The sequence below is a fragment of the Microbacterium proteolyticum genome (assembly GCF_029639405.1).
Lineage (GTDB): Bacteria > Actinomycetota > Actinomycetes > Actinomycetales > Microbacteriaceae > Microbacterium.
Window position 1 is genome coordinate 2,613,677 of record NZ_CP121274.1, and the last position, 25,856, is coordinate 2,639,532.

Consider the following 25,856-nt stretch of genomic DNA (forward strand, 5'->3'; position numbering starts at 1 on the left):
CGAAAGGACCATCGTGACCGATCGCTACGACGACCTGTCCGCGCACGACGCGGGCTCGGCGGCGGAGGACGACTCCGTGTACCAAGAGAACGGCCACGCTCCCGCGGTCGCCCCGGATGCCGCGGACGAGCCGCGGAGCGCGCGCCCCACCGCCGACACCGGTGAGGTCGACCGCGACGTGGACGACGACGCGCCCTCTGGGCAGCAGGTGGGTGCACGCACGCACGTCAACGCCCGCCGCTCGACGCACACCGAGCTGCCCGACGCCGACGAGCACACCGCACACGCTCCGCGCGACGCGTCCGCACCGGCCGACACCGCACCGCAGTACGGCGTCGGCCCCTTCTCGATCCGCGAGATCGCTCTGCTCGGGATCTGGGCCGTGATCTTCCTCGTCTCCTTCTTCCCGACCAACAACCTGCCCGCGAACGTCCGCGTCCTCGGCGGCGGCGACAACGTCTGGCTGTCCGGCGTGTGGTGGATCCCCACGGTCGCCCTCCCGACGATCGCGGTGGGGCTGCTGGTGCTCCGCCGGCTGTCTCCCCAAGGCATCCGACGGGTCGGGTCGTTGGGGATCGACCAGTTCGCTTCGGTGGCCTTCTCGGTCGCCGCTCTCGTGTGGGTCGCGTGGGTCTGGGACGCCGTGTCCGTGGCGGCCGAGACCGGCCTCTGGACCCGCACCTGGGTCGTCTGGGTCGGTGCCGTGTTCGCGCTGGCCGGTGTCGTCCTCACGGTCTTCGCGCCGATCATCCCGCCGTTCGAGCAGGACTTCCAGGAGCGTCCCGACGCGCCCGCGCACCGCAACGCCCGCCCGGTCCGGGGGGTGGCGAAGCGTCCGGCGCGTCCTCGCCCGGTGCGGACGCCGTCGGCGCCCGCTCCCGCTCCCGCTCCCGAGGGTCACGAGGCGAAGGACGACCACGGCCCCGTGCCCGGGAGCTACACGGGATCGACCGACCTTCCGCGCACCGACGCCGAGCCGGCGACCTCCGTGTTCCCGACGCACGGCGACAACCACGACACCGACGTGATCGGTGCGGAGGCATCCCCGGCATCCGCCGATCGCCCGCGCGAGCACGAGGCCGCTCCGCGGCACCCGCAGCCCCAGGCGTTCTGGGCGCTGGCCCCCGAGGAGCGCGACGTCGTCGACGACTACGGCACCCCGATCTTCCGCGTCGGTCCCACGGCGTGGGCTCTCGTGATCGAGGACCGCGGTGAGACGTTCGTCGTCCGCCACGACGACGGACGCATCGGATACCTGCACGACGTCACCGGCATCACGCGCGGCTGATCACCGTCTGCGAGCCGCCCGCCGCACGGCGGGCGGCTCGCCTTCGGGCGGTAGCCTGGAGGAATGCTCCGCACCATCGATCTGCGCGGTCGCGCGCTCTCGCCGGCCGAGTTCCTCGCCGTGGTTCCCCGTGCCGACGCGGCCCGTGATGAGGCGCTCGCGACGGCGGCGCGCATCGTCGAGGACGTCGCCCGCCGGGGCGAAGAGGCCCTCCGCGAGCAGGCCGAGACGTTCGACCGCGTCAGCGGTCACGCCATCGCCGTGCCCGCCGCGCACCTCGACGAGGCCCTCGCCGATCTGGATCCCGGCATCCGCGCCGCCCTGGATGAGGCGATCCGTCGCGTGCGCGCCGCGTCCGCCGCGCAGGTCCCCGCGCCCGTGGTCACCGAGATCGGCCCCGGGGCGCGGGTCACGCAGCGCTGGCAGCCGGTGCGGCGTGTCGGTCTCTACGTCCCGGGCGGCAAGGCCGTCTACCCGTCCAGCGTCGTGATGAACGTCGTGCCCGCCCAGGTCGCCGGCGTGCGCGAGGTGGCGCTCGCTTCGCCGCCGCAGTCCGAGTTCGGCGGTCGCGTCCACCCCGTGATCCTGGCCGCGGCGAAGCTGCTCGGGGTCAGCGAGGTCTACGCGATGGGTGGGGCCGGCGCGATCGGCGCGTTCGCCTGGGGGGTCCCGTCGCTGGATCTGCACCCGGTGGACGTGGTGACCGGTCCCGGCAACAACTTCGTCGCGTCGGCGAAGCGGGCCGTGGCCGGACGCGTGGGCACGGACTCGGAGGCCGGCGCGACCGAGATCCTCATCGTGGCCGACGGGACGGCCGACGCCGCACTGGTCGCCGCAGACCTCGTCAGTCAGGCCGAGCACGACGAGCAGGCCTCGGCCGTCCTCGTCACCGATTCCGCCGACCTCGCCGAGGCCGTCCGCGCCGCGCTCGAGCCCCGTGTCGCCGGTACCCGCCACACCGAGCGGGTCCGGGCGGCCTTCGGCGGGCCGCAGTCGGCGATCGTGCTGGTCGACGACATCGCCCAGGCCACCGAGTTCAGCAACGCCTACGCGCCCGAGCACCTCGAACTGCACCTGGCCGACCCGCGCCCCGAGGAGTACGTCAACGCCGGCGCGGTGTTCGTCGGCCCGTACACGCCCGTCAGCCTCGGCGACTACCTCGCCGGCAGCAATCACGTGCTGCCCACCGGCGGGCAGGCCCGCTACGGTGCGGGTCTCTCGGCCGCCACCTTCCTCCGGCCGCAGCAGGTCGTCGAGTACGACCGGGCCGCCCTGGAGGCGGTGCACGAGTCCATCGTCACCCTCGCCGAGGCCGAGGCCCTGCCCGCGCACGGCGAGGCCGTCACGGCGCGCTTCGCCGACTGATCGAGGTCTCCCATGCATTGCCCGTTCTGTCGCAACCCCGATTCCCGCGTCATCGACTCCCGTACGAGCGATGACGGGCTCAGCATCCGTCGGCGCCGGCAGTGTCCGAAGTGCGGCGGCCGATTCTCCACCGTCGAGACCGCGAGCCTGAACGTGATCAAGCGGTCCGGCGTCGTCGAGCCCTTCAGCCGCGAGAAGGTCATGTCGGGCGTCCGGAAGGCGTGCCAGGGGCGGCCGGTGACGGATGCCGATCTCGCCATGCTCGCGCAGCAGGTCGAGGAGGCGATCCGGCAGACGGGGTCGTCGCAGATCGAGGCCAACGAGATCGGCCTGTCGATCCTGGGGCCGTTGCGGGAGCTCGACGAGGTGGCGTTCCTCCGTTTCGCGAGCGTGTACCAGGCGTTCGAGTCGCTGGACGACTTCGACGCGGCCATCGCCCAGCTGCGCGCCGACCACGCCTCCCGGCCGACGGTCGAGCCCGCGGCGCTCGACGACGTCCAGTAGCCTGGCGGGGATGTATCCCCTTCTCTTCCGCTCGGTCCTGAGCCGCCTCGATCCCGAGTTCGCGCACCACCTCGGTGCTCTCGTCATCCGCGCGGCGGGCGTGGGTCCGGTGGCATCCGCGGTCCGGACCGCGACGGCGGCCGACCCGTCTCAGCGCGTGCGGGCTCTGGGCCTGACCTTCGAGTCGCCTTTCGGCGTGGCCGCGGGGTTCGACAAGAACGTGACGATGGTGCGCGGTCTCCGCGCCCTGGGGTTCGGGCACGTCGAGGTGGGGACGATCACGGCCCTGCCGCAGCCGGGCAATCCGAAGCCGCGCCTGTTCCGCCTGGTCGCCGACCGGGCCGTGATCAACCGCATGGGATTCAACAACGAAGGTGCCGACGTCGCCGCACGCCGTCTACGGGCTCTCCGCCGATCGCGTCGGCGTCCGGTGATCGGTGTCAACATCGGCAAGAGCCGGGCGGTGGCGGTCGAGGATGCCACGACCGACTACGTCCGGAGTGCGCGCCTGCTCGCACCGCTCGCCGACTACCTCGTCGTCAACGTCTCGTCGCCGAACACCCCGGGTCTTCGCGGGCTGCAGGCGGTGGAGACGCTGCGGCCCTTGCTGACCGCGGTGCTCGAGGCCGCCGGCGCCACCCCCCTCCTGGTGAAGATCGCTCCCGACCTCGCCGACGACGAGGTGGGCGACATCGCCCGACTCGCCGTGGACGTGGGTCTGTCGGGGATCATCGCCACCAACACGACCATCGCCCGGGACGGGCTGCGGACGCCGGCCTCGACGGTCGAGGCGGCCGGTGCCGGCGGGCTGTCGGGCGCGCCGTTGAAGCAGCGCGCCCTCGAGGTCCTGGATCTCGTCCGCGCGGCGGTCCCGGCGGACTTCGTCGTGATCTCGGCCGGGGGAGTGGAGACCGCCTCCGACGTCCGTGAGCGTCTCGCCCACGGGGCGACCCTGGTCCAGGGCTACACCGCGTTCCTCTACCGCGGCCCCCTGTGGGCGCGGCAGATCAACCGCGGGCTCGCCGCTCGCGGCTGACTCGCACGGTCGGCCGCAGCGGACGCGCGGTGCGCGGGTCGTAGCCCCCGCCTCGGTGCGGAATACGACGACGGCGGCGCGCCCCGAAGGACACGCCGCCGTCGAAGAGTCGCGGTCAGGCCGGGTACTGGCCCCGCTTGACCTGAGCCTTGGGCAGGCGCATGAACCGCATCTGCACGGTGCGCATGGCCGAGTACCAGCCGAGACCCTTCTCGAGTCGGTCCTCGCCGAACTTCGCCTTGGCCGCCCGCTTCACGCGGATCGAGGTGATGATCATGTCGCCGATGACGAAGAGGATGAAGATCCACAGCGCCACGAACGACCAGTACTGGAAGAAACCGTTCGGCACGAGCGTCAGCACGATGACGAGGATCATGAAGGGCATCACGCCCTCGCCGAGGTGCCACCCGGCGTCGACGAAGTCGCGCGCGAAGCGGCGCTGCGGACCCTTGTCGCGGACCGGGAGGTAGCGCTCGTCGCCGGCGGCCATGCCGACGCGGGCCTTCTCGCGCTGCGCGGCCAGGTCGGCGCGGGCGCGGGCCTTCGCCTCCTTGGTGTCGGCCACGAGGGGACGCTTGCGCGCGGCCTCCTGCTCGGCCCGAGACGGTGTCGCGCGCCCCTTGCCCGCGGCGGTCGCATCCGACGCGACGGGGGTGTCGTTGGGGACGGGGGCGGGGGACTTGGCCACGGATAACCTCGAGAGCTCACTGGATCGGAGATTTAAGATTACCCGCATGACCCCTGACCTGTCCCGGCAGGATGCCGTACGCGCCACCGCGTCCGACGGCATCCCCGCAGCCCTCGCCGACCTCGGTGCGCTGGTGCGCATCCCCTCCATCGCCTGGCCCGCGTTCGACCAGTCGGGGGTGGCCCGCAGCGCCGAGGCGGTCGCCGAGCTGCTCCGCGGCACGGGTGTGTTCGAGCGGGTCGATGTGGCGCGCGCCGCGATCGCCGGCGCCGACGAACTCGGACAGCCCGCGGTCCTGGCATCCCGTCCGGCCCGCAACGGCCGCCCCACCGTCCTCCTGTACGCCCACCACGACGTCCAGCCGCCGGGCGACGAGGCGCTCTGGGACTCGCCCCCGTTCGAGCCCACGGTCCGCGACGGCCGTCTCTACGGACGCGGAGCCGCCGACGACAAGGCCGGCATCATGGTGCACGTCGGCGCGATCCGCGCCCTCGCCGATGCTCTCGGCGACGACCTCGACCTCGGCATCGCCGTGTTCATCGAGGGAGAGGAGGAGTACGGCTCCCGCTCCTTCGCGCAGTTCCTCGCGGACCACGCCGACGTCCTCCGCTCCGACGTCATCGTCGTGGCCGACTCGGGGAACTGGGACGACCGCACCCCCGGCCTGACGGTGTCGCTGCGCGGGAACGCGCGGTTCACCCTCACCGTCCGTACTCTCGCGCACGCGTCCCACTCCGGGATGATGGGCGGCGCGGTTCCGGATGCCATGCTCGCCACGGTCAAGCTCCTCGCGACGCTGTGGGACGACGAGGGCGCGGTCGCGGTCGAGGGCCTCGCCGTGCGCGACGCCGAGACGCCGGAGTACGACGAGGCGACCCTGCGCGCGGAATCCGGGCTGCTCGACGGTGTGTCGCCGATCGGCCGCGACAGCATCCTCAGCCGGATCTGGAACAAGCCCTCCATCACCATCACGGGATGGGATGCCACGCCCGTGGAGGCCGCGTCGAACACCCTGGCGCCCGAGACCCGTGTCGTCATCAGCGCGCGCGTCGCGCCCGGACAGCCGGCGGCGGAAGCGTTCGCCGCGATCGAGGCGCACCTACGTGCCCACGCGCCCTTCGGCGCGCAGCTGGAGTTCACGGACGTGGACTGCGGCGACGCGTTCCTGGTCGATACCGGGGGATGGGCCGTCGAGGACGCTCGCGCCGCCTTCGCCGACGGGTACGGCGTCGGCGCGGTCGACGTCGGCATCGGCGGATCGATCCCGTTCATCGCCGACCTCGTGCGGGAGTTCCCCGGCGCGCAGATCCTGGTGACCGGTGTCGAGGACCCGCACGCCCGTGCCCACAGCCCGAACGAGTCGCTGCACCTCGAGACGTTCCGCAACGCGCTGGTCTCCGAGGCCCTGCTACTGGAACGTCTGAACCGCCGCACCGTCTGATCGGCTCCGCGGGGACGAGGCGGGCGTAGAATCGACTCGTCCCCGCGACCGAACGACCCGAAGGGCCACGCCATGACCGACACGACACTGTCGTCCGACGCCGTCACCCGCGAGCACGGAGTCGCCCTGACCGACGCCGCCGCCGACAAGGTGAAGAGCCTCCTGTCCCAGGAAGGACGCGACGATCTGCGACTGCGCGTCGCCGTGCAGCCGGGCGGATGCTCGGGCCTGATCTACCAGCTCTACTTCGACGAGCGCTACCTCGACGGCGACAAGGTCGCCGACTTCGACGGTGTCGAGGTCATCGTCGACGACATGAGCGTCCCGTACCTCGACGGTGCGAGCATCGACTTCAAGGACACGATCTCGGAGCAGGGCTTCACGATCGACAACCCCAACGCGCAGGGCTCCTGCGCGTGCGGCGACAGCTTCCACTGAGCCGCGCCACGTCGCTCCGGCGCCGAATTCGACGACCCCCGGGAACCGCGGATCACACCGCGAAAACCGGGGGTTTTCGATGCTTCGGTGCTGGACGATTGGCCAGAGAACCGTAAGAGGTTGCTCTAGACTGTCGAGAGCAACATCCACGACCCGGAAAGGTGCACTGTGCCCTCCAAACGTCGCCTTCGTTGGGCAGCCGTCCCCGTCGGGATCGCTTCCGTCGCACTTCTTTCGGGCTGCACCACGTCGCAGCTGCACGGATTCCTCCCGGGGTTCGTCGATGACGGGACGCCTGCGACGAACCACACCGACATGGTCGCCGGTCTGTGGGTGAACTCGTGGATCGTGCTGCTCGCGGTCGGCGTCATCACGTGGGGCCTGATGCTGTGGGCCGTCATCGCCTACCGCCGTCGCAAGGGCCAGTCCGGCCTGCCGGTGCAGCTGCGCTACAACATGCCGGTCGAGATCTTCTACACGGTCGTGCCGCTGATCCTCGTCATCGGGTTCTTCGCGTTCACCGCTCGTGACCAGAACACCCTCGAGACCCAGTACGACAACCCCGACGTGTCCATCACCGCCTACGGCAAGCAGTGGGCGTGGGACTTCCAGTACAACGGCACCCGCGAGGACAACTCCGACGCCGTGTACTCGATGGGCGTCCAGGCCAAGGCGACGGGCGACGGATACGACCTGCAAGACGTCCCGACGCTCTACCTCCCCGTCAACAAGACGGTGAAGATCGACCTGCGCTCGCGCGACGTCATCCACTCGTTCTGGATCATCGACTTCCTCTACAAGAAGGACATGTACCTCGGCCGCGAGAACGAATGGTCGTTCACGCCGACGCGCGAGGGCACGTACGAAGGCAAGTGCGCCGAGCTCTGCGGCGAGTACCACTCCGCGATGCTCTTCAACGTCAAGGTCGTCAGCGAGGCCGAGTACGAGGCGTATCTCGACTCGCTGCGCGAGGCCGGCGATGTCGGCGACATCAGCGATCTGTCCCGCCTGCAGAACCTCAACACGGCCGGCGCCGAAGGGAACAAGTGATCATGGCCACGACGCTTCCGCTCCAGGGAACGGGTCCTTCGCGCCCCACGACCCTTCCGCCCCGCCAGGCTGCGCTGCTGAGCGGCACCCGCGTCGAGGAGAAGGGCAACCTGGTCGTCAAGTGGATCACCTCCACCGACCACAAGACGATCGGGTACATGTACCTCATCTCGTCGGTGCTCTTCTTCATGCTCGGCGGCGTGATGGCGCTCATCATCCGTGCCGAACTGTTCGAGCCCGGGATGCAGATCATCCCCACCAAGGAGCAGTACAACCAGCTGTTCACGATGCACGGCACGATCATGCTGCTGATGTTCGCGACGCCGCTGTTCGCCGGTTTCGCCAACGCGCTGCTCCCATTGCAGATCGGTGCTCCCGACGTCGCCTTCCCGCGTCTGAACGCCTTCGCGTTCTGGCTCTTCCTCTTCGGCTCCACGATCGCGGTGTCGGGCTTCCTCACCCCGCAGGGCGCCGCCGGCTTCGGCTGGTTCGCGTATCAGCCATTGGCGAATGCGAGCTTCTCTCCGGGTGTCGGAGGCAACCTCTGGATGCTGGGTCTGGGCATCAGCGGCTTCGGTACGATCCTCGGCGCCGTGAACTTCATCACCACGGTCCTCACCATGCGCGCGCCGGGCATGACCATGTGGCGCATGCCGATCTTCTCGTGGAACACGCTGATCACGAGCATCCTGATCCTCCTGGCGTTCCCGGTCCTCGCGGCCGCCATTTTCGCCGCCGCCGCCGACCGCGTGCTCGGCGCTCAGATCTACAACCCCGAGAACGGCGGCGTGCTGCTGTGGCAGCACCTCTTCTGGTTCTTCGGTCACCCCGAGGTGTACATCATCGCCCTGCCGTTCTTCGGCATCGTCTCCGAGATCTTCCCGGTGTTCAGCCGCAAGCCGATCTTCGGATACAAGACGCTCGTCTACGCGACGATCGCGATCGCGGCCCTGTCCGTCGCGGTGTGGGCGCACCACATGTACGTCACGGGCGGCGTCCTCCTCCCGTTCTTCGCCCTCATGACGATGCTCATCGCGGTGCCCACCGGCGTGAAGATCTTCAACTGGATCGGAACCCTCTGGCGCGGATCCGTGACCTTCGAGACCCCGATGGTCTTCGCCCTCGGCTTCCTCGTCTCGTTCGTCTTCGGTGGCCTCACCGGCGTCATCCTGGCTTCGCCGCCGCTGGACTTCCACCTGTCGGACTCGTACTTCGTCGTCGCGCACTTCCACTACGTCGTCTTCGGCACGGTCGTGTTCGCGATGTTCGCCGGCTTCTACTTCTGGTGGCCGAAGTGGACCGGGAAGATGCTCAACGAGCGCCTCGGCATGGTCCACTTCTGGATGCTGTTCATCGGCTTCCACATGACGTTCCTCATCCAGCACTGGCTGGGTGTGGACGGCATGGTCCGTCGCTACGCCGACTACGCCGCCGCGGACGGGTTCACCTGGGGCAACCAGCTGTCCACCGTGGGATCGATGATCCTGGGCGCCTCGATGATCCCGTTCCTCCTGAACGTCTGGATCACGGCTCGCAAGGCGCCGCGCGTGACGGTGGACGACCCGTGGGGCTACGGCGCCTCGCTGGAGTGGGCGACGTCCTGCCCGCCCCCGCGCCACAACTTCACGTCGATCCCGCGCATCCGCAGCGAGCGTCCCGCGTTCGACCTGAACCACCCCGAGGCCGGCATCCCGGTCGGTGTGGGCCCCGCGAAGGATGCCCCCGACGCGCCTGTCGTCGACGCCGCAGCTGGAGAGGTCAAGTAACCCATGCGTACCAATGTCGGACTCTGGTGGCTGCTCACGGGCTTCGCGTTCTTCATCGGCATCGTCTACGCGGTGTGGAACGTCATCAGCCACGGCTCCGTGGAGTGGGTGGGCACGGTTGCGCTGATCTTCATGGGCTTGATGAGCGCCATGATCGCGTTCTACATCAGCCGTGTCGTCAAGGCGCAGCGCGGCGAGCTCCCCGAGGACTCGCTGACCGCGGACATCGACGACGGTGACCCCGAGATGGGCGAGTTCAGCCCCTGGTCCTGGTGGCCCATCGTCCTCGCGGGCTCGGCGGCCATCGCCGTGATCGGCCTGGCGGTCGGCAGCTGGCTCGTGCCCGTCGCCTTCGCCATCTTCGCGATCGCCATCGTCGGCTGGGTGTACGAGTACTACCGCGGGTACTTCGCGCGCTGATCTCGTGCCCCTCCGGTTGAACACCGCGGCCGTCTCCGACGCCGGCGCCCACCGTCCCACCAATCAGGACGCCGCTTTCGCGGCATCCTGGGGTGCGGCGGTGGCCGACGGCGTGGGGGGCGGCCCTTCCGGCGATCTCGCCTCGGCGGCGCTGGTCCACCGTCTCGTGGCCACCCGCGGCACCGGTCTCGACGCCGACGGTCTGCTCGTCCGCATCCGCGAGGCCAACTGGGACATCCGCGCCCACGTGGAGCGCGACCCGGCCCTCCAGGGGATGGCTACGACCTTCACCGGCGTCTTCCTCGGCGTCGAGTCCGAACTGCTGCTCGCCCACACCGGTGACTCCCGCGCATATCTGCTCCGGGACGGCGAGTTCACGCGTCAGACGCGCGACGACTCCTACGTGCAGGCGCTCGTCGACCACGGCATCATCTCTCCGGAGGCGGCTGCGGCGCATCCGCGTCGCAATATCATCACGGCGTCGCTCGGGGGCTCGGAGGGCGACGTGGTGTCGGTGGCGTCCCACGCGCCGCGACCGGGCGACCGTTGGGTGCTCTGCAGCGACGGACTCACCGACTACGTCCCGGAGGGCGACGTCGCCCGTCTCGTCGCCGGCGCCGAAGATCCCCGTTCTGCTGCGGCGTCGGCGGTCGCGCTGGCGCTCGAGGCCGGTACGCGCGACAACGTCACGGTCGTGGTGTGCGACGTCGTCGACGACGACTTCCCGCCGAGCGAACCGGTCTTCTTCGGGTCGGCGGCGCGCTGGTTCACGGAAGACATCGAGACCGCCTGACCCGGCGACGTCCACGAATGCCCTGACGGGGGCGACGGCCGCCGGTCCGCCCGGGCGGCGGACACCCGGCCCCGGGCTTCAGGCGGGCCGTTTCCCGTGTCCGCCGCGGACGACCATGACGGTGGGATCGAAGACCCGCTCGAGCGCTCCTCCATCGTTCTCGAACGGCTGGCCCTCGCGCACCCAGTACTCGTACCCGCCGATCATCTCGCGGACCGCATAGCCGAGGCGGGCGAACTCGAGCGCCCCCTTCTGCCCGGCGTTGCAGCCCGGGCTCCAGCAGTACACGACCACGGGCACGCCACGGTCGAGTTCGAGGGGCGCACGCTCGGCGATGTCCCGGTACGGCATGTGAATCGCGCCGGTGATGCGTCCGTGCGCCCACGCCTCGTCTCCGCGCACGTCGACGAGGACGAACACGTCTCCCGCCTTCTGCGCGGCGTACACGTCGGAGGGATCGGTCTCGAAAGCCAGCCGGTTCGAGAAGTAGGTGTGCGCGTCGGTCATGCCCCCACGCTAGATCCCGGGTGCGCTCGGGGGAGAGGGGGAGGGATGCCAGACGCCGATCGCTTTCTGCCACTCCACCGTCCCCGTTAGCGCCCCGATGAAACGACGAAACCCCGGTGCCGAGGCACCGGGGTTTCGTGGACGATCTACGCGCTCTTGTCGCCGTCCGGGCCGAGACCCTTCGGGGCGGGGAACTCAACCTCGACACGCTCGCCGACCGCGTTGTGAGGGCGACCCTCGGCGTCGGCACGAGCATCGGCGCCGGCGATCTCGTCGGCCTCCTCGTGATCGATGTGATCGAGCTCGTGGTGCTGGTGGGCCACCGCGGCATCGAGCTCAGCCTGCGTGAGCGGGGTGAGCCGATCCTCGAAGAACCAGCGCGACACGGAGGCGCGGAAGTTCTGCAGAGCCGAGATCTGACCCTTGGCGTTGGGGCGCACCACCAGGGGCTCGTAGGTCTCGTTGTCGACCAGCTTCCAGCGCTCGTACTCGTCGACGGGCTGGTGCACCTCGATGTACTCGCCACCGGGAAGGCGGACGATGCGACCCGACTCGTACCCGTGCAGCGCGATCTCGCGATCCTTCTTCTGCAGCGCGATGCAGACGCGCTTCGTGACGAAGTAGGCGACGATCGGCCCGAGGATCAGCAGCGCCTGCAGGGCGTGGATGACACCTTCCATCGTGAGGTGGAAGTGCGTCGCCATGATGTCGGACGAGGCTGCCGCCCACATGACCGCGTAGAACGTCACACCGGCGGCGCCGATGGCGGTCCGGGTGGCGGCGTTCCGGGGACGCTGGGCGATGTGGTGCTCGCGCTTGTCGCCGGTGATCCACGCCTCGATGAAGGGGTAGATCAGCACGAGAACGATGAACAGACCGAGGACGCCGACCGGGATGATGATGTTCCACGACCAGGTGCGGTCCCAGAGCACGAACTCGAGGTGCGGCGGGATGAGGCGCAGCATTCCGTCGGCGAAGCCGATGTACCAGTCGGGCTGAGTACCGGCCGACACCGGCGACGGGTCGTAGGGGCCGTAGTTCCAGATGGGGTTGATCGTCACGAGCGCAGCGATCAGGACGATCACACCGAACGTGATGAAGAAGAACCCGCCCATCTTGGACGCGTACACGGGCAGGATCGGGTAGCCCACGACGTTGCTGTTCGTCCGGGCCGGGCCGGCGAACTGCGTGTGCTTGTTGATGATCATGAGCATCAGGTGCACGGCGAGCAGCGCGACGAGGATCGCCGGCAGCAGCAGGATGTGCAGCGTGTACAGGCGGCCGACGATCGCGGTACCGGGGAACTCGCCACCGAAGAGGAGGAACGAGGTCCACGTGCCGATCACGGGCAGACCCTTGATCATGCCGTCGATGATGCGCAGACCGTTGCCCGAGAGCAGGTCGTCCGGGAGCGAGTATCCGGTGAAGCCCTCGGCCATGGCGAGGATGAACAGGATGAAGCCGACCACCCAGTTGAGCTCGCGCGGCTTGCGGAACGCGCCGGTGAAGAACACGCGGAGCATGTGCACGCCGATGCCGGCCACGAACACCAGAGCCGCCCAGTGGTGGATCTGACGGACGAGCAGGCCACCGCGGAGGTCGAACGAGATGTGCAGCGCCGACTCCATCGCCGCGGACATCGCGATGCCGCGCATGGGCTCGTACGCACCGTTGTAGTGCGTCTCGACCATGGAGGCCTGGAAGAAGAACGTCAGGAACGTTCCCGACAGCAGGACGACGACGAAGCTCCACAGAGCGATCTCACCGAGCATGAACGACCAGTGGTCGGGGAAGATCTTGCGACCGAGCTCTTTGACGATGCCCGAGATGCTGGTGCGCTCGTCGAGGTAGTTCGCCGCGGCGCCGACGAAGCGGCCACCGAGAGGCTTGCCCTGCAGGTCTGCCTTGGGCGGACCCGAATAGACCGCCGGTTCGGTGGTGATGTTCTCCGCGGGGTGGGTGGCGGTGCTCATGAGCGCTCCCAGAAGCTGGGGCCGACGGGCTCTTCGAAGTCACTTTGCGCGACGAGGTAACCCTCGGCGTCGACGGTGATGGGGAGCTGCGGCAGGGGACGGGCAGCCGGGCCGAAGATGACGGCCGCTCCGTTGGCGACGTCGAACTGCGACTGGTGGCAGGGGCACAGGAGGTGGTGGGTCTGCTGCTCGTAGAGCGCGACGGGGCAGCCGACGTGCGTGCAGACCTTGGAGTAGGCGACGATGCCGTCGTACGTCCAGTCCAGGCGGTTGGTCTCGGGGTTGAGCGACTCGGGCTGCAGACGCATCAGGAGAACGATGGCCTTGGCCTTCTCTTCGAGGTAGCCCTCGTCGTGGCCGACTCCGGCGAGCTCTTCCGGAATGACGTGGAAGGCCGAGCCGAGCGTGACGTCGGCGGCGCGGATCGGACGGCCCGACGGGTCGTGCGCGAGGCGCATGCCGCCCTTCCACATCGTGTGGCTGAGGAGCTTCACCGGATCGGCATCCTGCGGAGCGAGGCCGCGGAACAGGGTGATCCCGGGGATGACCGAGGCGAGGAGCGCCGCGAACATCGAGTTGCGGATGATCTCGCGACGCCCGAAGCCCGAGTCCTTCTCGGCCTCGACGAAGACGTTGACCGCACCCTCACGGGTGGCGTCACGGCCACGGGTCGCGTGGCGGTCCTCGATGTGCTCCTTGTCGGACATGACGGCCTTGGACCAGTGGATGGCGCCGATGCCGATCGCGAGCAGCGCGAAGGCGATGCCCAGACCGATGAACAGGTTGTTGTTCCGGATGTCGACCAGGGCGCCCGACTCGATCGGGAAGATCATGTAGGCGATGCTCGCCCAGATGCTCGCCGCGACGGAGAAGTAGAACAGCGTGTAGACCGTGCGTACCGCACGCTTCATCGCCTGCGGGTCCTGATCGGTCATGCGCTGGCGGTGCCCCGGGAGACCGGGGTTCTGCACGGGGTCGGGAACCGCGACGGCGAGCCCGGAGCCGGGCTTCCATGAAGCCCTCTCGTGCTCGAGTGCGTCTTCCTCGTGTGCCATGGTGCTCCTCGTACGTTTACGTAATGTCGATGACGACGATCAGTTGGACTTCGCCGTGATCCACACGGTGAGCGCGATGAGCGCTCCGATGCCGAAGATCCAGATGAACAGACCCTCGGAGACCGGACCGAGCGATCCGAGCGCGAAGCCGCCGGGGGACTCGGACTTCTGAAGGAACATCAGGTACGAGATGACGTCGCGCTTGTCTTCGGGGGTCAGATTGAGGTCGTTGAAGACCGGCATGTTCTGCGGGCCCGTGACCATCGCCGCATACATGTTGAGCGGAGTGACCGTGTGCAGGTCGGGCGCCCACTTGCCCTCGGTGAGCGCGCCACCGGCGCCGGCCACGTTGTGGCACATGGCGCAGTTGATGCGGAAGAGCTCGGCACCGTGCGACACGTCGCCCTGGCCGTCGAGGATCTCGTCTGACGGGTAGGTGGGGCCGGGGGCCGCGGACTGCACGTAGGCGGCGATCGCGTTGACCTGCTCCTCGGTGAACTGCACCGGCTTGACCGGAGCCTGCGGGCCCTGCGCCTGCAGCGGCATGCGGCCGGTCGACACCTGGAAGTGCACCGCGAGCTCGCCGACGCCGAACAGCGACGGGCCCTGCTGGCTGCCCTCGAGATCGAGCCCGTGGCAGGTGGCGCAGTTGGCCTGGAAGAGCTTCTTGCCCTCCTCGACCGTGCTGGCCGAGTTGGACGCGCTCGTGGGGGTGTCGGTGGCGGCCATCGCGGCCGACGCGCCGGCGTAGATGCCACCCGTCAGCAGCAGACCGATTCCGATCAGCGCGGCGGCGGCCAGGGGGCTGCGGCGTCCGTTCGAGCGACGCGGCTTCTTCTCTCGTGCCATGTGAGGTACAGCTCTCTTACTTCAGGAAGTAGATGACGAAGAACAGCGCGATCCAGACGACGTCGACGAAGTGCCAGTAGTACGACACGACGATCGAGGTGGTCATCTCTTTGCGGCCGAAGTTCTTCACGGCGTACGCGCGGCCGATCACGAGGAGGAAGGCGATGAGGCCACCCGTCACGTGCAGGGCGTGGAAGCCGGTGGTCAGGTAGAAGGCCGAAGCGTAGGGGTTGGCGCTGATCGGCATGCCTTCGGTCACCAGCGTCGCGTACTCCCACACCTGGCCGGACACGAAGACCGCGCCGAGGATGAAGGTGAGGTAGAACCACTCCACCATTCCCCAGCGCTTCCAGAAGCTGTTCGACTTGACCGTGTACGGCTGGTACCGCTCGGCGGCGAACACGCCCATCTGGCACGTGACCGAGGACATCACGAGGATGAACGTGTTCACGGCAGCGAAGGGGACGTTCAGCAGCTGCGTCTCTTCGGCCCACAGGGGCGCGGACGTGCTGCGCAGTGTGAAGTAGATCGCGAACAGGCCCGCGAAGAACATGACCTCGCTGCCCAGCCACACGATGGTGCCGACGGCGACCGGATCGGGTCGCTTCACGGCGCGCACGGCCTGGGAATACGTCGCTGGTGTCGTCACCATCCCATTATGCGCGATCCGACGCAGCGATATTCCCATCTCCAGCCTGAGATATTCCATCATCGAGACTTAGGGAAGCCTAAGAATCCGCAAGGAATCCCCGGTGCGGAACGGGTTCCCGCCCGGCTCCGAACGACCTCGTCCGACACGCCGCGTGTGGAAGGATCATGGCATGGCGGAACGCTTCACCTGGCCCGATCTGCTCACCACCCTGCTGCAGGGCCGCGACCTCAGTGTCTCGGAGTCGACGTGGGCGATGCGGCGTGTCATGGCGGGGGAGGCCACGCCCTCGCAACTGGCCGGATTCCTCGTCGCGCTGCGGGCGAAGGGCGAGACGGTCGAGGAGATCGTCGGCTTCCGCGACGCCATCCTCGAGGCGGCGGTTCCGCTTCCCGTGCGCGCGGAGGTCCTCGACATCGTCGGTACCGGCGGCGACCGTTTCGGCACGGTCAACGTCTCCACGATGGCGGCCGTGGTGGCGGCGGCATCCGGAGTCCCCGTGGTCAAGCACGGCAACCGGGCCGCGAGCTCGGCATCCGGCTCCTCCGACGTGCTTTCTGCTCTGGGGATCGCTCTGACGCTCGATCCCGAGGCTGTCGCCGCGACGCTCGAACGCACCGGGATCACCTTCGCGTTCGCTGCCGCTTTTCACCCGGGCTTCCGCCACGCCGCGGCGACGCGCTCGGAGCTCGGCGTGCCGACGGTGTTCAACTTCCTCGGTCCGCTCTGCAACCCCGCGCGCGCCGAAGCCAACGCGGTCGGCGTCGCGCACCTGGACCGCGTCCCCCTGATCACCGGCGTCTTCCGGACACGCGGCGCGACCGCGCTGGTGTTCCGCGGCGACGACGGCCTCGACGAGCTGACCACGACCGGGCACAGCCGGGTGTGGGAGATCAGCCGCGGTGACGTGCACGAGCACGATCTGGATCCCCGGGATCTCGGCATCCCCCTCGCCGACATCGACGACCTCCTCGGCGGTTCGCCCGACCACAACGCCGAGGTCGTGCGCCGCACGCTCGCCGGCGAGACCGGCCCGGTCCGCGACATCGTGCTGCTGAACGCGGCGGCGGGGCTCGTGTCCTACCGGTTGTTCCAGGATGCCGCCGAGGTGCAGCGTCCGATCCTGGAGCGTCTCGCCGAGGCGATGTCCGACGCGTCCGCCGCGGTCGACGACGGCCGCGCGCTCGCGAAGCTCGACGACTGGGTCGCCGCGACCCGCGAGTTGGCGGGCTGAGCATGCACCCGCTCGACGCGCTCACCGAAATCGCGTATCTGCTCGAGCGGGAGAGGTCGTCGCGCTACAAGTCGAAGGCGTTCCGCACAGCGGCCGCGGCCATCGAAGGACTGAGCGACGAGGAGTTGCGCGATCCCGGGCTGCGTCGGCGTCCGGGGATCGGGGACTCCACGTTCGCGGTGATCCGGGAGGCGCTGGGCGGCGGTGTGCCGGAGCGGTTGGCGACGCTCCGCGCGGAGGCGGGCCTCGGCGGTGGGGGAGAACTGCGGTCGGCGCTCCGGGGTGACCTGCACAGCCACAGCGACTGGTCCGACGGCCTGACACCGATCGAGCCGATGGTCGAGGCGGCGCGGAGGCTCGGTCACGAGTATCTGGCCCTCACCGACCACTCGCCGCGGCTGACGGTGGCGAACGGTCTGTCGCCCGAGCGGCTTCGCTCGCAGATCGAGGTCGTCCGCGGGTTCTCCGGCGACGGGTTCACCCTCCTGACCGGCATCGAGGTCGACATCCTGGACGACGGTGCCCTCGACCAGGAGGACGCTCTCCTGCGCGAACTCGATGTGGTCGTGGCATCCGTGCACTCGAAGCTGCGTATGGAGGGCGGCCCGATGACGCGCCGGCTGGTGGCCGCTGCGGGTGACCCGCGCGTCGACGTGCTCGGCCACGTCACGGGACGCCTCGTCGAGGGAGCGCGCGGCACCCGGCCGCCGTCGGAGTTCGACGCGCGGGAGGTGTTCGCGGCGTGCGCGGCATCCGGTGTGGCGGTCGAGATCAATTCGCGTCCCGAACGTCAGGACCCGCCCGACGACCTGCTCGCCCTGGCGCTGTCGGAGGGGTGCCTGTTCTCGATCGACTCGGATGCGCACGCCCCGGGGCAGCTGTCGCTGCTCGACTACGGCGCGGTCCGCGCGGAGGCGGCGGGCGTCCCGGCCGAGCGGATCATCACGACGTGGCCCCTGCCCCGGCTGCGGGACTGGCTCGCCCGCGACCGCTGAGCCGCGCTCAGGCGCGCAGGGCGGCCAGTGCCCGGGTCATCGACGTGCCGAGGTTCCAGCGCGCGGCGAGCTCGGTGGCGGCTTCCGCGCGGTCGTCGTCCACCGCGATGCGGTCGTCGGCGGGCGCGAGATCGAGGTCGCGGACGACTCCGACGACGGTCGGCGCGGCGTCGAGATAGTCCGCGGCGGCCAGGATCTTGGCCCGCTGTGCGGGGGTGCCGACCGTGCCCTCCGCGGCGGCGGAGCGGATGCCGTCGAGGTCGTCGGCCGCGGCCAGGAGCGCGGCCGCGGACTTCTCGCCGATGCCCGGTACCCCGGGCAGGCCGTCGGAGGGGTCGCCGCGCAGCGCCGCGAAGTCGGCGTACTGAGCCGCGCGGATGCCGTATCGGGCCTGCACGGCCGCGTCGTCGATGATCTCGAGGTTGCTCATTCCCCGGGCCGTATAGATCACCCGGATGCCACGGTCGTCGTCGACGAGTTGGAAGAGGTCGCGGTCGCCGGTGACGATGTCGACGGGCACGTCGGCGCGCGTGGCGAGCGTGCCGATGACGTCGTCGGCCTCGTGCTCGGCGGCTCCGACGATCGCGAGGCCGAGCGTCTCGAGGGTCTCGCGGATGAGGGGGATCTGTGCGGTCAACGCCGCCGGGACCTCCTCGACGTCGGGTCCGCCCTCGACGGTCTCCACGACCCGGTGGGCTTTGTACGTCGGGAGGAGATCGACACGCCATTCCGGTCGCCAGTCGTCGTCCCAGCAGGCGACGAGCCGTGTCGGCTCATACGTCGTCACGAGCTTCGCGATGATGTCGAGAAGCCCCCGTACCGCGTTGACGGAGGTGCCGTCGTCGGCCTTCACCTTGTCGGGCACGCCGTAGAACGCGCGGAAGTACAGCGAGGCGGTGTCGAGCAGGAGCAGCTTTTCCGGACGGGATGCCATGTGCTCAGGGTAGTGATGCCGGGTCGCGGCATCGCATCCCTCTTTCGCGGGCGACCCGCCCAATAGGCTCGCAGGCATGTCCGGATCGGTGTCGCCGCTCTCCATCCTCGGCGTGCGCTGGGCGGAGTTCCCGCGCTGGAATCTCCGACCGAGTCCGTGGCGCCGCATCGGGCGCAGCCTTCCGCCGACGCGGCGGATCCTCGATTGGACCGTGGATGGCATCCCCCTCCGGGAGATCGTCCTCTTCCCGGAAGGTGTGACGATCGACGAGGTCACGTTCATGAGCGACGACCTCCACGGGGAGCGCTATGTCATCGGGAGCTTGCGCGCGCTCCTCGGCGAGGACGTCTCCGGAATGGACCCGTGGGTGTCCTTCATCGACGACCGTGTGGCCGTGTTGTTCTGTCCGCAGTGCGGCGATCTCGCGTGCGGGGCTCTGAGCGTCGACGTGCGCGTCGACGGCGAGGTCGTCGAGTGGCGCGACATCGGATATCAGATTGGTCTCGGGGACGAGCGCGTGACGTCCGCCACCCCGCCCGCCACGCTCCGTTTCGACCGCGCGCAGTACGAGACGACCGTGCGCACGCTGCTCGCCGTGTGGACTGCCTAGAGTGTCGGGGGTGTCCTTCGGTGTCCGGCCCCTCCGCCCCTCCGCCTCCGCTCCGTGCCCGTGCGGGCGCGCGGCGTTCGGTGAGTGCTGCGGCCCGCTCCTCGACGGCGCCGCGGCGCCCTCGGCCGAGCGACTGATGAGATCGCGCTACACCGCGTTCGCGGTCGGCGACGCCGACCACCTCGCGCGGACGTGGCATCCCCGCACCCGTCCGGAGGACATCGACCTCGACGACACGGTCTGGGAGGGGCTCGTGATCGACGAGGCCGTCGAGGACGGGGATGCCGCGACGGTGGCGTTCGCGGCATCGTGGCGGCGCGCGGGCGAGCGGGGCGTGCTGTCGGAGCGGAGCAGATTCATCCGGCGCGGGGGCCGCTGGGTGTACGTCGACGGCGACGTCGCCTGAGCCGTCAAGCCCGGCATCCGTGTCGGAGGCGGTGCGTAGGCTCGCGGCTGGAACCCGATGAGAGGACACGCATGATCCCCGATGCGCTTCGTGACCTGCTCGAGAATCCGAACTACGGCGCCCTGGGCACCGTCCGTCCCGACGGAACGGTGCAGGTCAACCCCATGTGGTTCGAGTTCGACGGCGAGCACGTGCTGTTCACGCACACCACCACGCGGCAGAAGTACCGCAACCTGCAGGCGAATCCATCGATGAGCTTCATGGTCTTCGACCCCGATCAGCCGTACCGCTACATCGAGGTGCGCGGGCGGCTCGTGGACGAGGTCGCCGATCCCGAGGGGGCGTTCTACGTCCGCCTCGGTCAGCGCTACGGCAACGCGGGGCAGCAGCCCCCGCCCGATCGCGCGAACCGCGTGATCCTGAAGATGTCGGTCGAGAAAGTCGGAGGACAGTGACATGGAACGCATCGTGATCATCGGAGGACACGGCAAGGTCGCCCTGCACCTGGCGGGTCTTCTCGCCGAGCGCGGCGACGAGGCGGTGTCGGTGGTGCGCAACCCCGACCACCGCGCCGACGTCGAAGCCGCGGGCGGGCAGCCGCTCGTGCTCGACGTCGAGAAGGCGGACGTCGACGAGATGGCCGCCGCCTTCGACGGCGCGGACGCCGTCGTGTGGTCCGCCGGCGCCGGCGGCGGTTCCGCCGAGCGGACGTACGCGGTCGACCGCGACGCCGCGCAGCGCGCCGTCGACGCGGCCGCGAAGGCGGGCGTGCGCCGGTTCGTGATGGTGTCGTGGATCGGGTCGACGCCGGACCACGGCATCCCGGAAGACGACCCGTTCTTCGCCTACGCCGACGCCAAGCTCCAGGCCGACGACCACCTTCGGGCCAGCGACCTGGACTGGACGATCCTCGGACCCGGGACCCTGACACTCGACCCGCCCACCGGTCGTATCACGACCGCCCCGCAGGGAAAGGGCGAGGTCGGTCGCGCCGACGTCGCCGCCGTCGTCGCGGCGAGCCTCGTGCAGTCGGCGACCATCGGGCGGTTCATCCGCTTCGGTGCGGGCGACACCCTCATCGCTGAAGCACTCGTATCCGACTCCGAAGGAGCATCCGCATGACCGATCTCACCGCCCGCGCCGAGACCCTCGCGTCTCTCCACCACGCCCCCGAGATCCTGCGCGTCGTCAACGTGTGGGACGTCGTCTCGGCGCGCGCGATCGCCGAGCTGCCGCAGACCCGGGCGCTCGCGACCGCCGGCCACTCGATCGCCGCGACCTTCGGCTACGAGGACGGCGAGAACATCCCGCTCGACCTCATGCTCGACATGGTCGGGCGCATTGTCGCGGCCGTCGACGTTCCGGTCTCCGCCGATCTCGACGCCGGGTTCGGCGACCCGGGCGAGACCGTGCGCCGCGCGATCGGCGTCGGCGTCGTCGGTGCCAACGTCGAGGACCGTCTCCGGCCGCTCGCGGACTCCGTCGCCGCGGTCGAGGCGATCGTCGCCGCGGGTGCGGCCGAGGGCGTGCCCTTCGTCCTCAACGCGCGCACCGACGCCGTTCTGAAGGGCGGCGATCGTCCCCTCGACGAGAAGCTCGAGGATGCCATCGCCCGCGGCCGCGCGTACCTCGACGCCGGCGCCACGACCGTGTTCGTCCCGGGCCTCCTAGACGCGGACGCGACGCGTCGCCTGGTCGAGGGCATCGGCGAACGCAAGGTGAGCGTGATCGGCGTGCCCGGCGCACTGACCGCCGCCGAGTACGAGGCGCTCGGGGTGGCGCGGATCTCCTACGGACCGCAGACGCAGCGCGTCGCACTCACCGCCCTGCAGGACCTGGCGATCGACCTCTACGGCTCGGGCGTCATCCCGTCCACGGTGCGCGCCCTGAACTGAGCCGCATCAGTCGTCGTCCTCGGCGTCGTCATCGGGGTCGTCCACGACCACGATGACGCCGTCGGGGATGGGGTCGCCGAGCAACGGCTCGGCGGCGAGAGTGAGATCCACGGTCGCGCGCAGCAGCCCGCCCATCGTGGGGGACCGCAGCAGCTGCATCTGATCGAGCTCGCCCAGCGGCGCGATCGCGGCGATCTGCCACGCGCGTTCGAGGGGCGCCTCCGACAACTCGACGTCGGGGTCCCACCGGGCCACCCCGAATTCGCGCGCGCGGCCGAGGACGCGGCGCACGATGCGTTCGGCTTCCTCCAGGAGCGGCGCGAGGTCGTCGTTCCACTCGAGGTCGGGAAGCGGACGCACCTCGGCCCGGGGATACGGGGCGTCGTCGAGCCACTCGACGATCTCGAACCTCTCCGCTCCGCGGGCGACAATCGACATCTGTCCGGCCTGCGGCACGACGTGGCTGAGGCGCGCCATCGTCCCGAACGCGAAGCGCTGGTCGCCGCCGCCGGTCTCGACACCGCGCTCGATCAGGACGACGCCGAACTCGGGATCGACCTCGTCCAGCAGCATCCCCAGCATGACGAGGTAGCGCTCCTCGAAGATCCGCAGCGCCAGGGGGGTGTGCGGGAAGAGGACGGCTCCCAACGGGAACATCGCGGTACCCATGGCACCAGTCAACCAGCGCTGCGGGCGACGAGGGCCGTCTCCGCGGTGTTCACGCCGGCTCGTCCCGCAGGCTCTCGTGGATGCGGTGGAGATCCATCAGCAGCGAGCCGATCAGCACCCAGTGCTCGGTCGAGGGGGTGCGGATCTGCAGGGGCCGGGTGAGGGCCGGCTCCTCCGCGATCGGCGCGGGCTCGGTGTTCGGATCGAGCGAGAACTCGAGGCGGACGTCGTGGGCCGCCCGGTGCAACTGCTCCGCGATCGCGCGCACCGACGGGTCATCGGTGATCGACGGGGTGTATCCGTCGTACACCGCCCGCGTCATCCCCACCGTCTGCGTGACGACGGGGGTAAATCGGTCGAGGCGCGCCTGCATCTCCGCGAGGTCGGCGCGGTGGCGGGAACTGCGCGGGTTGAGCGAAAGCGAATCGGCGCCGTCGCGGATCGCCTCGGCCGCGGCATCCCGGACCGGGCGCAGGAGGCGCGCTTCCAGGAGGAGACCTTCCAGCGACTCGCGGCTCTGCGGGGTCTCCAGGGCGTCGGCGAGACGTTCGAGGGCTGCGGCGAGCTCGCGCCCGAGGACGTCGAGCTTCTCGCGCGCCGGGGGGACGAGGACCGGGGGGACGAGGGCGGTGTTCACCAGGATGCCGATGACCGCACCGATCACCGTCTCCAGCACGCGGTCGAGGGCGTAGTTCGGGGTCGCCGTCCCGAGTGCCAGGACGAGCACCGCGCTGATCGCGACCTGGTTGGTCGCGCCCGGTGACATCCGCAGCGCCCACGCCACGCCGAGGGACACTGCGCCGGCCAGCAGGATCACCCAGGTGGGGGACCCGAGCGCGATGCCGAGGAGGGAGGCGATGACGACGCCGACGATCACGCCGACGCTGCGCTCGACGGCGCGGGCGAAGGACTGATTGATGCTTGGCTGCACGACCAGGACGGCGGCGATCGCCGCGAAGATCGGGGGCGGTCCGGGGACGAGCGCGCCCGCCGCGATCCAGGCCGCGATCATCGCGACCGCGGACTTCGCGACCTGCAGGAACGGTCCCCGCCGCGCAGCCCGGAAACTCAGGCTTTCACGCGGAAGTCGGAGCGGGAATCGCATGAATCGAGAGTAGGCCGAGGGCGCCGTCACTTCGGCCGGTCCAGCATGGCATCCGCGTTCTCGGCGACCCACGCCATCAGCGGCAGCATGCGCTCCATGAGGTCCTGTCCGAGATCGGTCAGGGCGTACTCGACACGCGGGGGCACCTCGGGATACGCGGTGCGGCGGACCAGGCCGTCGCCCTCGAGGGTCTTCAGAGTGCTCGCGAGCATCTTCTCGCTGATGCCGGTGACGTTCCGGCGCAGTTCGCCCCACCGCTGCGTCCCGTCCGAGAGTCCGACGAGGACGAGGACCCCCCACTTGCCCATCACGTGGTCGAGCACCGTTCGGGTGGGGCACCCGTCCGAGAACACGTCAGGACGTTCGGCGCGCAGATCCGCAAGACTCACCATCACGTGAGTACCTAACCGGAAAGTGGGTACCCGCATTCCGGAATGCGTCCCGTCCGGCCACGTTGGCTTCGGCGTACCGACCGAAAGGACACTCCCATGACCCTCCTCGTCTCCGCCGCCTCCGGGCACCTCGGCCGCCTCGTGATCGACGCGCTGCTCGCGCGCGGTGTCGCGGCATCCGACCTCGTCGCCGGCGTCCGCACCCCCGCCAAGGCCGGCGACCTCGCCGCGCGCGGCATCCGCGTCGTCGAGTTCGACTACGCCCGACCCGACACGCTGACCGCGGGCCTGGAGGGTGTGACCGGCGTACTGCTCATCTCGGGGACCGATGTCGACCGCGTCGCGGGGCACCGCAACGTCGTGGAGGCCGTGCGCGCCGCCGGTATCGACCGCCTCGTCTACACGAGCGCGCCGCGCGTCGACGAGATCGACTACGCCCTCGGCGCCGACCACCTCGCCACCGAGCGCGCGATCGCCGAGGCGGGCCTGGATGCCACGATCCTCCGCAACAACTGGTACACGGAGAACTACCTCGACTCCGTCGCGCGCGCGGCGGAGTCCGGCGTGATCGTCGCCGCGGTCGGTGACGCGCGCGTTGCGAGCGCCAGCCGTCGCGACTACGCCGAGGCGGCCGCTGTGGCCCTCACCACCGATGAGTTCCGCGGCCGGACCCTGGAGCTCGCCGGCGACGTCGCCTGGACGTACGACGAGCTGGCCGCCGCGGCCGCAGAGGTGCTCGGCCGTGAGGTCGTCTACCAGCCGGTGACGCTGGAGCAGCTCACGGCGGGACTCGAGCAGGCGGGCCTGGATGCCGGGACCGCGGCGTTCGTCGCCGGCATCGACGACGCGATCGCCCGCGGCGCGCTGTCGCAGACCGACGGCACTCTGGCCCGCGTGATCGGCCGCCCGACCACCCCGCTCGTCGCCGGCTTGCGCGCCCGCTGACGCGCGCCGGGGGCGTGAGTCGCCAGGAAGTGTCGCCTGAGCCGTGCTCGAAGCGACGAATCTTGGCGACTCACGCGTTTGCGCGAGCGGAGCGAGCGCCCGTCCGCTTCCGCTCGCGCATCGCGAGGAACAGCGGGAAGGTGAACGCAAAGGCGGTGAGGCCGGACAGGACGACGTACAGCCACGCGTGCCGCATGCCCTGGCGTCGCCCCTCGACGAGGATGAAGATGCTGCCGGCGACCGCGACGACGAGCAGGTCGACGGTGATCGATGACACGGCCGGGCCGCTGGAGACCAGATCGCCGAGGAAGTCGACCATCTGCACGATCGCGAAGACGTTGAAGGTCCACGTTCCGACGAGCCCGAGGATCGACAGTACGAGGAACGCGACCGACAGCGGTGTCCAGTGCTTGAGGAGGTCAGCCATGCGCCGATCCTGGCGGTTGCGCGCTCCGTGATCCAGCCCCGTCCCGATGTCGCCGCCGCGCAGTAGCGTCGAGGAATGGATGCCACCCGCGCCACGGCTCTGCTCGATGAGCTCGAGCGCGCCGTCGACCGGCGACTGCGACATCTGACGGCCGACGCGGAGAGCCTCCGGCACGACCGGGCGGATGCCACGGCGGACGACGAGCACGATCCCGAGGGCTCCACGCTGTCGGGGGAGTGGGCGCAGGTCGACGCGCTGGCCCGCGCGTCGGTCGCGGAGCGCGACGAGATCCGCGCGGCGCGGGAGCGCGTGGCATCCGGGACCTTCGGGGTGTGCGAGGTGTGCGGGCGGCCGATCGCCGACGCGCGCCTGGAGGCCCGGCCGACGGCACGGCGCTGCATCGTCTGCGCGACCTGAGTCCC

30 protein-coding genes are annotated in these 25,856 nt (G+C 69.9%); 19 read left to right on the forward strand and 11 right to left on the reverse strand.

The window, feature by feature from the left end; all coding sequences use genetic code 11:
* The first annotated feature begins 13 nt into the window (after positions 1–13).
* From P8R59_RS13100 to P8R59_RS13115, 4 genes are all read left to right on the forward strand, one after another.
* Positions 14–1,288 carry a hypothetical protein gene (locus tag P8R59_RS13100; RefSeq protein ID WP_278101426.1) on the forward strand — a complete coding sequence of 425 codons (1,275 nt, stop codon included), beginning with the start codon at positions 14–16 and terminating at the stop codon, positions 1,286–1,288.
* A gap of 63 nt (positions 1,289–1,351) precedes the next feature.
* Positions 1,352–2,653 carry a histidinol dehydrogenase gene (hisD, locus tag P8R59_RS13105; protein ID WP_278101427.1) on the forward strand — a complete coding sequence of 434 codons (1,302 nt, stop codon included), beginning with the start codon at positions 1,352–1,354 and terminating at the stop codon, positions 2,651–2,653.
* Between the two features lie 12 nt (positions 2,654–2,665).
* On the forward strand, positions 2,666–3,157 hold the full coding sequence (gene nrdR, locus P8R59_RS13110) for a transcriptional regulator NrdR (RefSeq protein ID WP_077049902.1): 492 nt from the start codon (positions 2,666–2,668) through the stop codon (positions 3,155–3,157).
* Positions 3,158–3,167: 10 nt separating this feature from the next.
* Positions 3,168–4,193: a quinone-dependent dihydroorotate dehydrogenase gene (locus tag P8R59_RS13115; protein WP_278101428.1), complete on the forward strand. Its 1,026-nt coding sequence runs from the start codon at positions 3,168–3,170 to the stop codon at positions 4,191–4,193.
* 115 nt (positions 4,194–4,308) lie between these two features.
* On the opposite strand, the gene P8R59_RS13120 is transcribed toward P8R59_RS13115, so the two are convergent.
* Positions 4,309–4,881, reverse strand: a complete 573-nt coding sequence (locus P8R59_RS13120) for a DUF3043 domain-containing protein (RefSeq protein WP_077049904.1) — start codon at positions 4,879–4,881, stop codon at positions 4,309–4,311.
* Between the two features lie 46 nt (positions 4,882–4,927).
* Between P8R59_RS13120 and P8R59_RS13125 the strand changes: the two genes are divergently transcribed.
* The 6 genes from P8R59_RS13125 (at position 4,928) to P8R59_RS13150 (ending at position 10,789) form a co-directional block, all read left to right on the forward strand.
* The gene (locus P8R59_RS13125; protein ID WP_278101429.1) at positions 4,928–6,322 is read left to right on the forward strand and encodes a dipeptidase; all 1,395 of its coding nucleotides are present in this window, start codon (positions 4,928–4,930) and stop codon (positions 6,320–6,322) included.
* 72 nt (positions 6,323–6,394) lie between these two features.
* Positions 6,395–6,760, forward strand: coding sequence for an iron-sulfur cluster insertion protein ErpA (gene erpA, locus P8R59_RS13130; protein WP_076490686.1), 366 nt, complete (start codon positions 6,395–6,397; stop codon positions 6,758–6,760).
* Between the two features lie 168 nt (positions 6,761–6,928).
* Positions 6,929–7,810, forward strand: a complete 882-nt coding sequence (ctaC, locus tag P8R59_RS13135; protein ID WP_083734962.1) for an aa3-type cytochrome oxidase subunit II — start codon at positions 6,929–6,931, stop codon at positions 7,808–7,810.
* Between the two features lie 2 nt (positions 7,811–7,812).
* Positions 7,813–9,576, forward strand: coding sequence for an aa3-type cytochrome oxidase subunit I (gene ctaD / locus P8R59_RS13140; protein WP_278101430.1), 1,764 nt, complete (start codon positions 7,813–7,815; stop codon positions 9,574–9,576).
* A 3-nt stretch (positions 9,577–9,579) separates the two neighbouring features.
* Positions 9,580–9,996 carry a cytochrome c oxidase subunit 4 gene (locus tag P8R59_RS13145; protein ID WP_077049907.1) on the forward strand — a complete coding sequence of 139 codons (417 nt, stop codon included), beginning with the start codon at positions 9,580–9,582 and terminating at the stop codon, positions 9,994–9,996.
* A 4-nt stretch (positions 9,997–10,000) separates the two neighbouring features.
* A complete protein-coding gene (locus P8R59_RS13150; RefSeq protein ID WP_278101431.1) occupies positions 10,001–10,789 on the forward strand; it encodes a PP2C family protein-serine/threonine phosphatase in 789 nt (262 codons plus the stop codon).
* Between the two features lie 78 nt (positions 10,790–10,867).
* Here the strand turns inward: P8R59_RS13150 and P8R59_RS13155 are convergent, their stop codons facing one another.
* The 5 genes from P8R59_RS13155 to ctaE form a co-directional block, all read right to left on the reverse strand.
* The gene (locus tag P8R59_RS13155) at positions 10,868–11,296 is read right to left on the reverse strand and encodes a rhodanese-like domain-containing protein (RefSeq protein ID WP_278101432.1); all 429 of its coding nucleotides are present in this window, start codon (positions 11,294–11,296) and stop codon (positions 10,868–10,870) included.
* Between the two features lie 146 nt (positions 11,297–11,442).
* Positions 11,443–13,269, reverse strand: a complete 1,827-nt coding sequence (gene qcrB / locus P8R59_RS13160) for a cytochrome bc1 complex cytochrome b subunit (RefSeq protein ID WP_077049910.1) — start codon at positions 13,267–13,269, stop codon at positions 11,443–11,445.
* Positions 13,266–14,324 carry a cytochrome bc1 complex Rieske iron-sulfur subunit gene (gene qcrA, locus P8R59_RS13165; protein WP_077049911.1) on the reverse strand — a complete coding sequence of 353 codons (1,059 nt, stop codon included), beginning with the start codon at positions 14,322–14,324 and terminating at the stop codon, positions 13,266–13,268. Before qcrA ends, qcrB begins: the two co-directional genes overlap by 4 nt.
* Before the next feature lie 39 nt (positions 14,325–14,363).
* Positions 14,364–15,173 (reverse strand): cytochrome bc1 complex diheme cytochrome c subunit, encoded by an 810-nt coding sequence (gene qcrC, locus P8R59_RS13170; RefSeq protein WP_077049912.1) that lies wholly within the window; start codon positions 15,171–15,173, stop codon positions 14,364–14,366.
* Positions 15,174–15,189: 16 nt separating this feature from the next.
* Positions 15,190–15,825, reverse strand: a complete 636-nt coding sequence (ctaE, locus tag P8R59_RS13175; RefSeq protein WP_077049913.1) for an aa3-type cytochrome oxidase subunit III — start codon at positions 15,823–15,825, stop codon at positions 15,190–15,192.
* Positions 15,826–15,994: 169 nt separating this feature from the next.
* Here ctaE and trpD point away from each other — a divergent pair, with 169 nt between their 5' ends.
* Complete coding sequence (trpD, locus tag P8R59_RS13180) at positions 15,995–17,056, forward strand: anthranilate phosphoribosyltransferase (RefSeq protein WP_278101433.1); 1,062 nt, start codon at positions 15,995–15,997, stop codon at positions 17,054–17,056.
* Between the two features lie 2 nt (positions 17,057–17,058).
* Complete coding sequence (locus tag P8R59_RS13185; RefSeq protein WP_278101434.1) at positions 17,059–18,051, forward strand: PHP domain-containing protein; 993 nt, start codon at positions 17,059–17,061, stop codon at positions 18,049–18,051.
* Positions 18,052–18,058: 7 nt separating this feature from the next.
* On the opposite strand, the gene P8R59_RS13190 is transcribed toward P8R59_RS13185, so the two are convergent.
* The gene (locus tag P8R59_RS13190) at positions 18,059–18,985 is read right to left on the reverse strand and encodes a 5'-3' exonuclease (RefSeq protein WP_278101435.1); all 927 of its coding nucleotides are present in this window, start codon (positions 18,983–18,985) and stop codon (positions 18,059–18,061) included.
* 76 nt (positions 18,986–19,061) lie between these two features.
* On the opposite strand from P8R59_RS13190, the gene P8R59_RS13195 reads away from it, so the two are divergent.
* From P8R59_RS13195 to P8R59_RS13215, 5 genes are all read left to right on the forward strand, one after another.
* A complete protein-coding gene (locus tag P8R59_RS13195; protein ID WP_278101436.1) occupies positions 19,062–19,595 on the forward strand; it encodes a hypothetical protein in 534 nt (177 codons plus the stop codon).
* A gap of 10 nt (positions 19,596–19,605) precedes the next feature.
* Positions 19,606–20,001, forward strand: a complete 396-nt coding sequence (locus tag P8R59_RS13200; RefSeq protein ID WP_278101437.1) for a YchJ family protein — start codon at positions 19,606–19,608, stop codon at positions 19,999–20,001.
* A 71-nt stretch (positions 20,002–20,072) separates the two neighbouring features.
* Positions 20,073–20,456, forward strand: a complete 384-nt coding sequence (locus P8R59_RS13205; protein WP_278101438.1) for a PPOX class F420-dependent oxidoreductase — start codon at positions 20,073–20,075, stop codon at positions 20,454–20,456.
* 1 nt (position 20,457) lies between these two features.
* Positions 20,458–21,123, forward strand: a complete 666-nt coding sequence (locus tag P8R59_RS13210; protein WP_278101439.1) for an SDR family oxidoreductase — start codon at positions 20,458–20,460, stop codon at positions 21,121–21,123.
* The gene (locus tag P8R59_RS13215) at positions 21,120–21,896 is read left to right on the forward strand and encodes an isocitrate lyase/PEP mutase family protein (protein WP_278101440.1); all 777 of its coding nucleotides are present in this window, start codon (positions 21,120–21,122) and stop codon (positions 21,894–21,896) included. Before P8R59_RS13210 ends, P8R59_RS13215 begins: the two co-directional genes overlap by 4 nt.
* A gap of 6 nt (positions 21,897–21,902) precedes the next feature.
* Here the strand turns inward: P8R59_RS13215 and P8R59_RS13220 are convergent, their stop codons facing one another.
* The 3 genes from P8R59_RS13220 to P8R59_RS13230 are packed head-to-tail and all read right to left on the reverse strand — an operon-like array spanning position 21,903 to position 24,065.
* Positions 21,903–22,565 carry an LON peptidase substrate-binding domain-containing protein gene (locus P8R59_RS13220; RefSeq protein WP_278101441.1) on the reverse strand — a complete coding sequence of 221 codons (663 nt, stop codon included), beginning with the start codon at positions 22,563–22,565 and terminating at the stop codon, positions 21,903–21,905.
* 49 nt (positions 22,566–22,614) lie between these two features.
* On the reverse strand, positions 22,615–23,670 hold the full coding sequence (locus P8R59_RS13225) for an FUSC family protein (RefSeq protein ID WP_278101442.1): 1,056 nt from the start codon (positions 23,668–23,670) through the stop codon (positions 22,615–22,617).
* A gap of 26 nt (positions 23,671–23,696) precedes the next feature.
* Complete coding sequence (locus P8R59_RS13230) at positions 23,697–24,065, reverse strand: winged helix-turn-helix transcriptional regulator (RefSeq protein ID WP_278101443.1); 369 nt, start codon at positions 24,063–24,065, stop codon at positions 23,697–23,699.
* 93 nt (positions 24,066–24,158) lie between these two features.
* On the opposite strand from P8R59_RS13230, the gene P8R59_RS13235 reads away from it, so the two are divergent.
* The gene (locus P8R59_RS13235; RefSeq protein ID WP_278101444.1) at positions 24,159–25,007 is read left to right on the forward strand and encodes an SDR family oxidoreductase; all 849 of its coding nucleotides are present in this window, start codon (positions 24,159–24,161) and stop codon (positions 25,005–25,007) included.
* Between the two features lie 70 nt (positions 25,008–25,077).
* Here the strand turns inward: P8R59_RS13235 and P8R59_RS13240 are convergent, their stop codons facing one another.
* Positions 25,078–25,434, reverse strand: a complete 357-nt coding sequence (locus P8R59_RS13240; protein ID WP_278101445.1) for a DUF2834 domain-containing protein — start codon at positions 25,432–25,434, stop codon at positions 25,078–25,080.
* Positions 25,435–25,509: 75 nt separating this feature from the next.
* On the opposite strand from P8R59_RS13240, the gene P8R59_RS13245 reads away from it, so the two are divergent.
* Positions 25,510–25,851, forward strand: coding sequence for a TraR/DksA family transcriptional regulator (locus P8R59_RS13245; RefSeq protein ID WP_077049925.1), 342 nt, complete (start codon positions 25,510–25,512; stop codon positions 25,849–25,851).
* Positions 25,852–25,856: the final 5 nt, after the last annotated feature.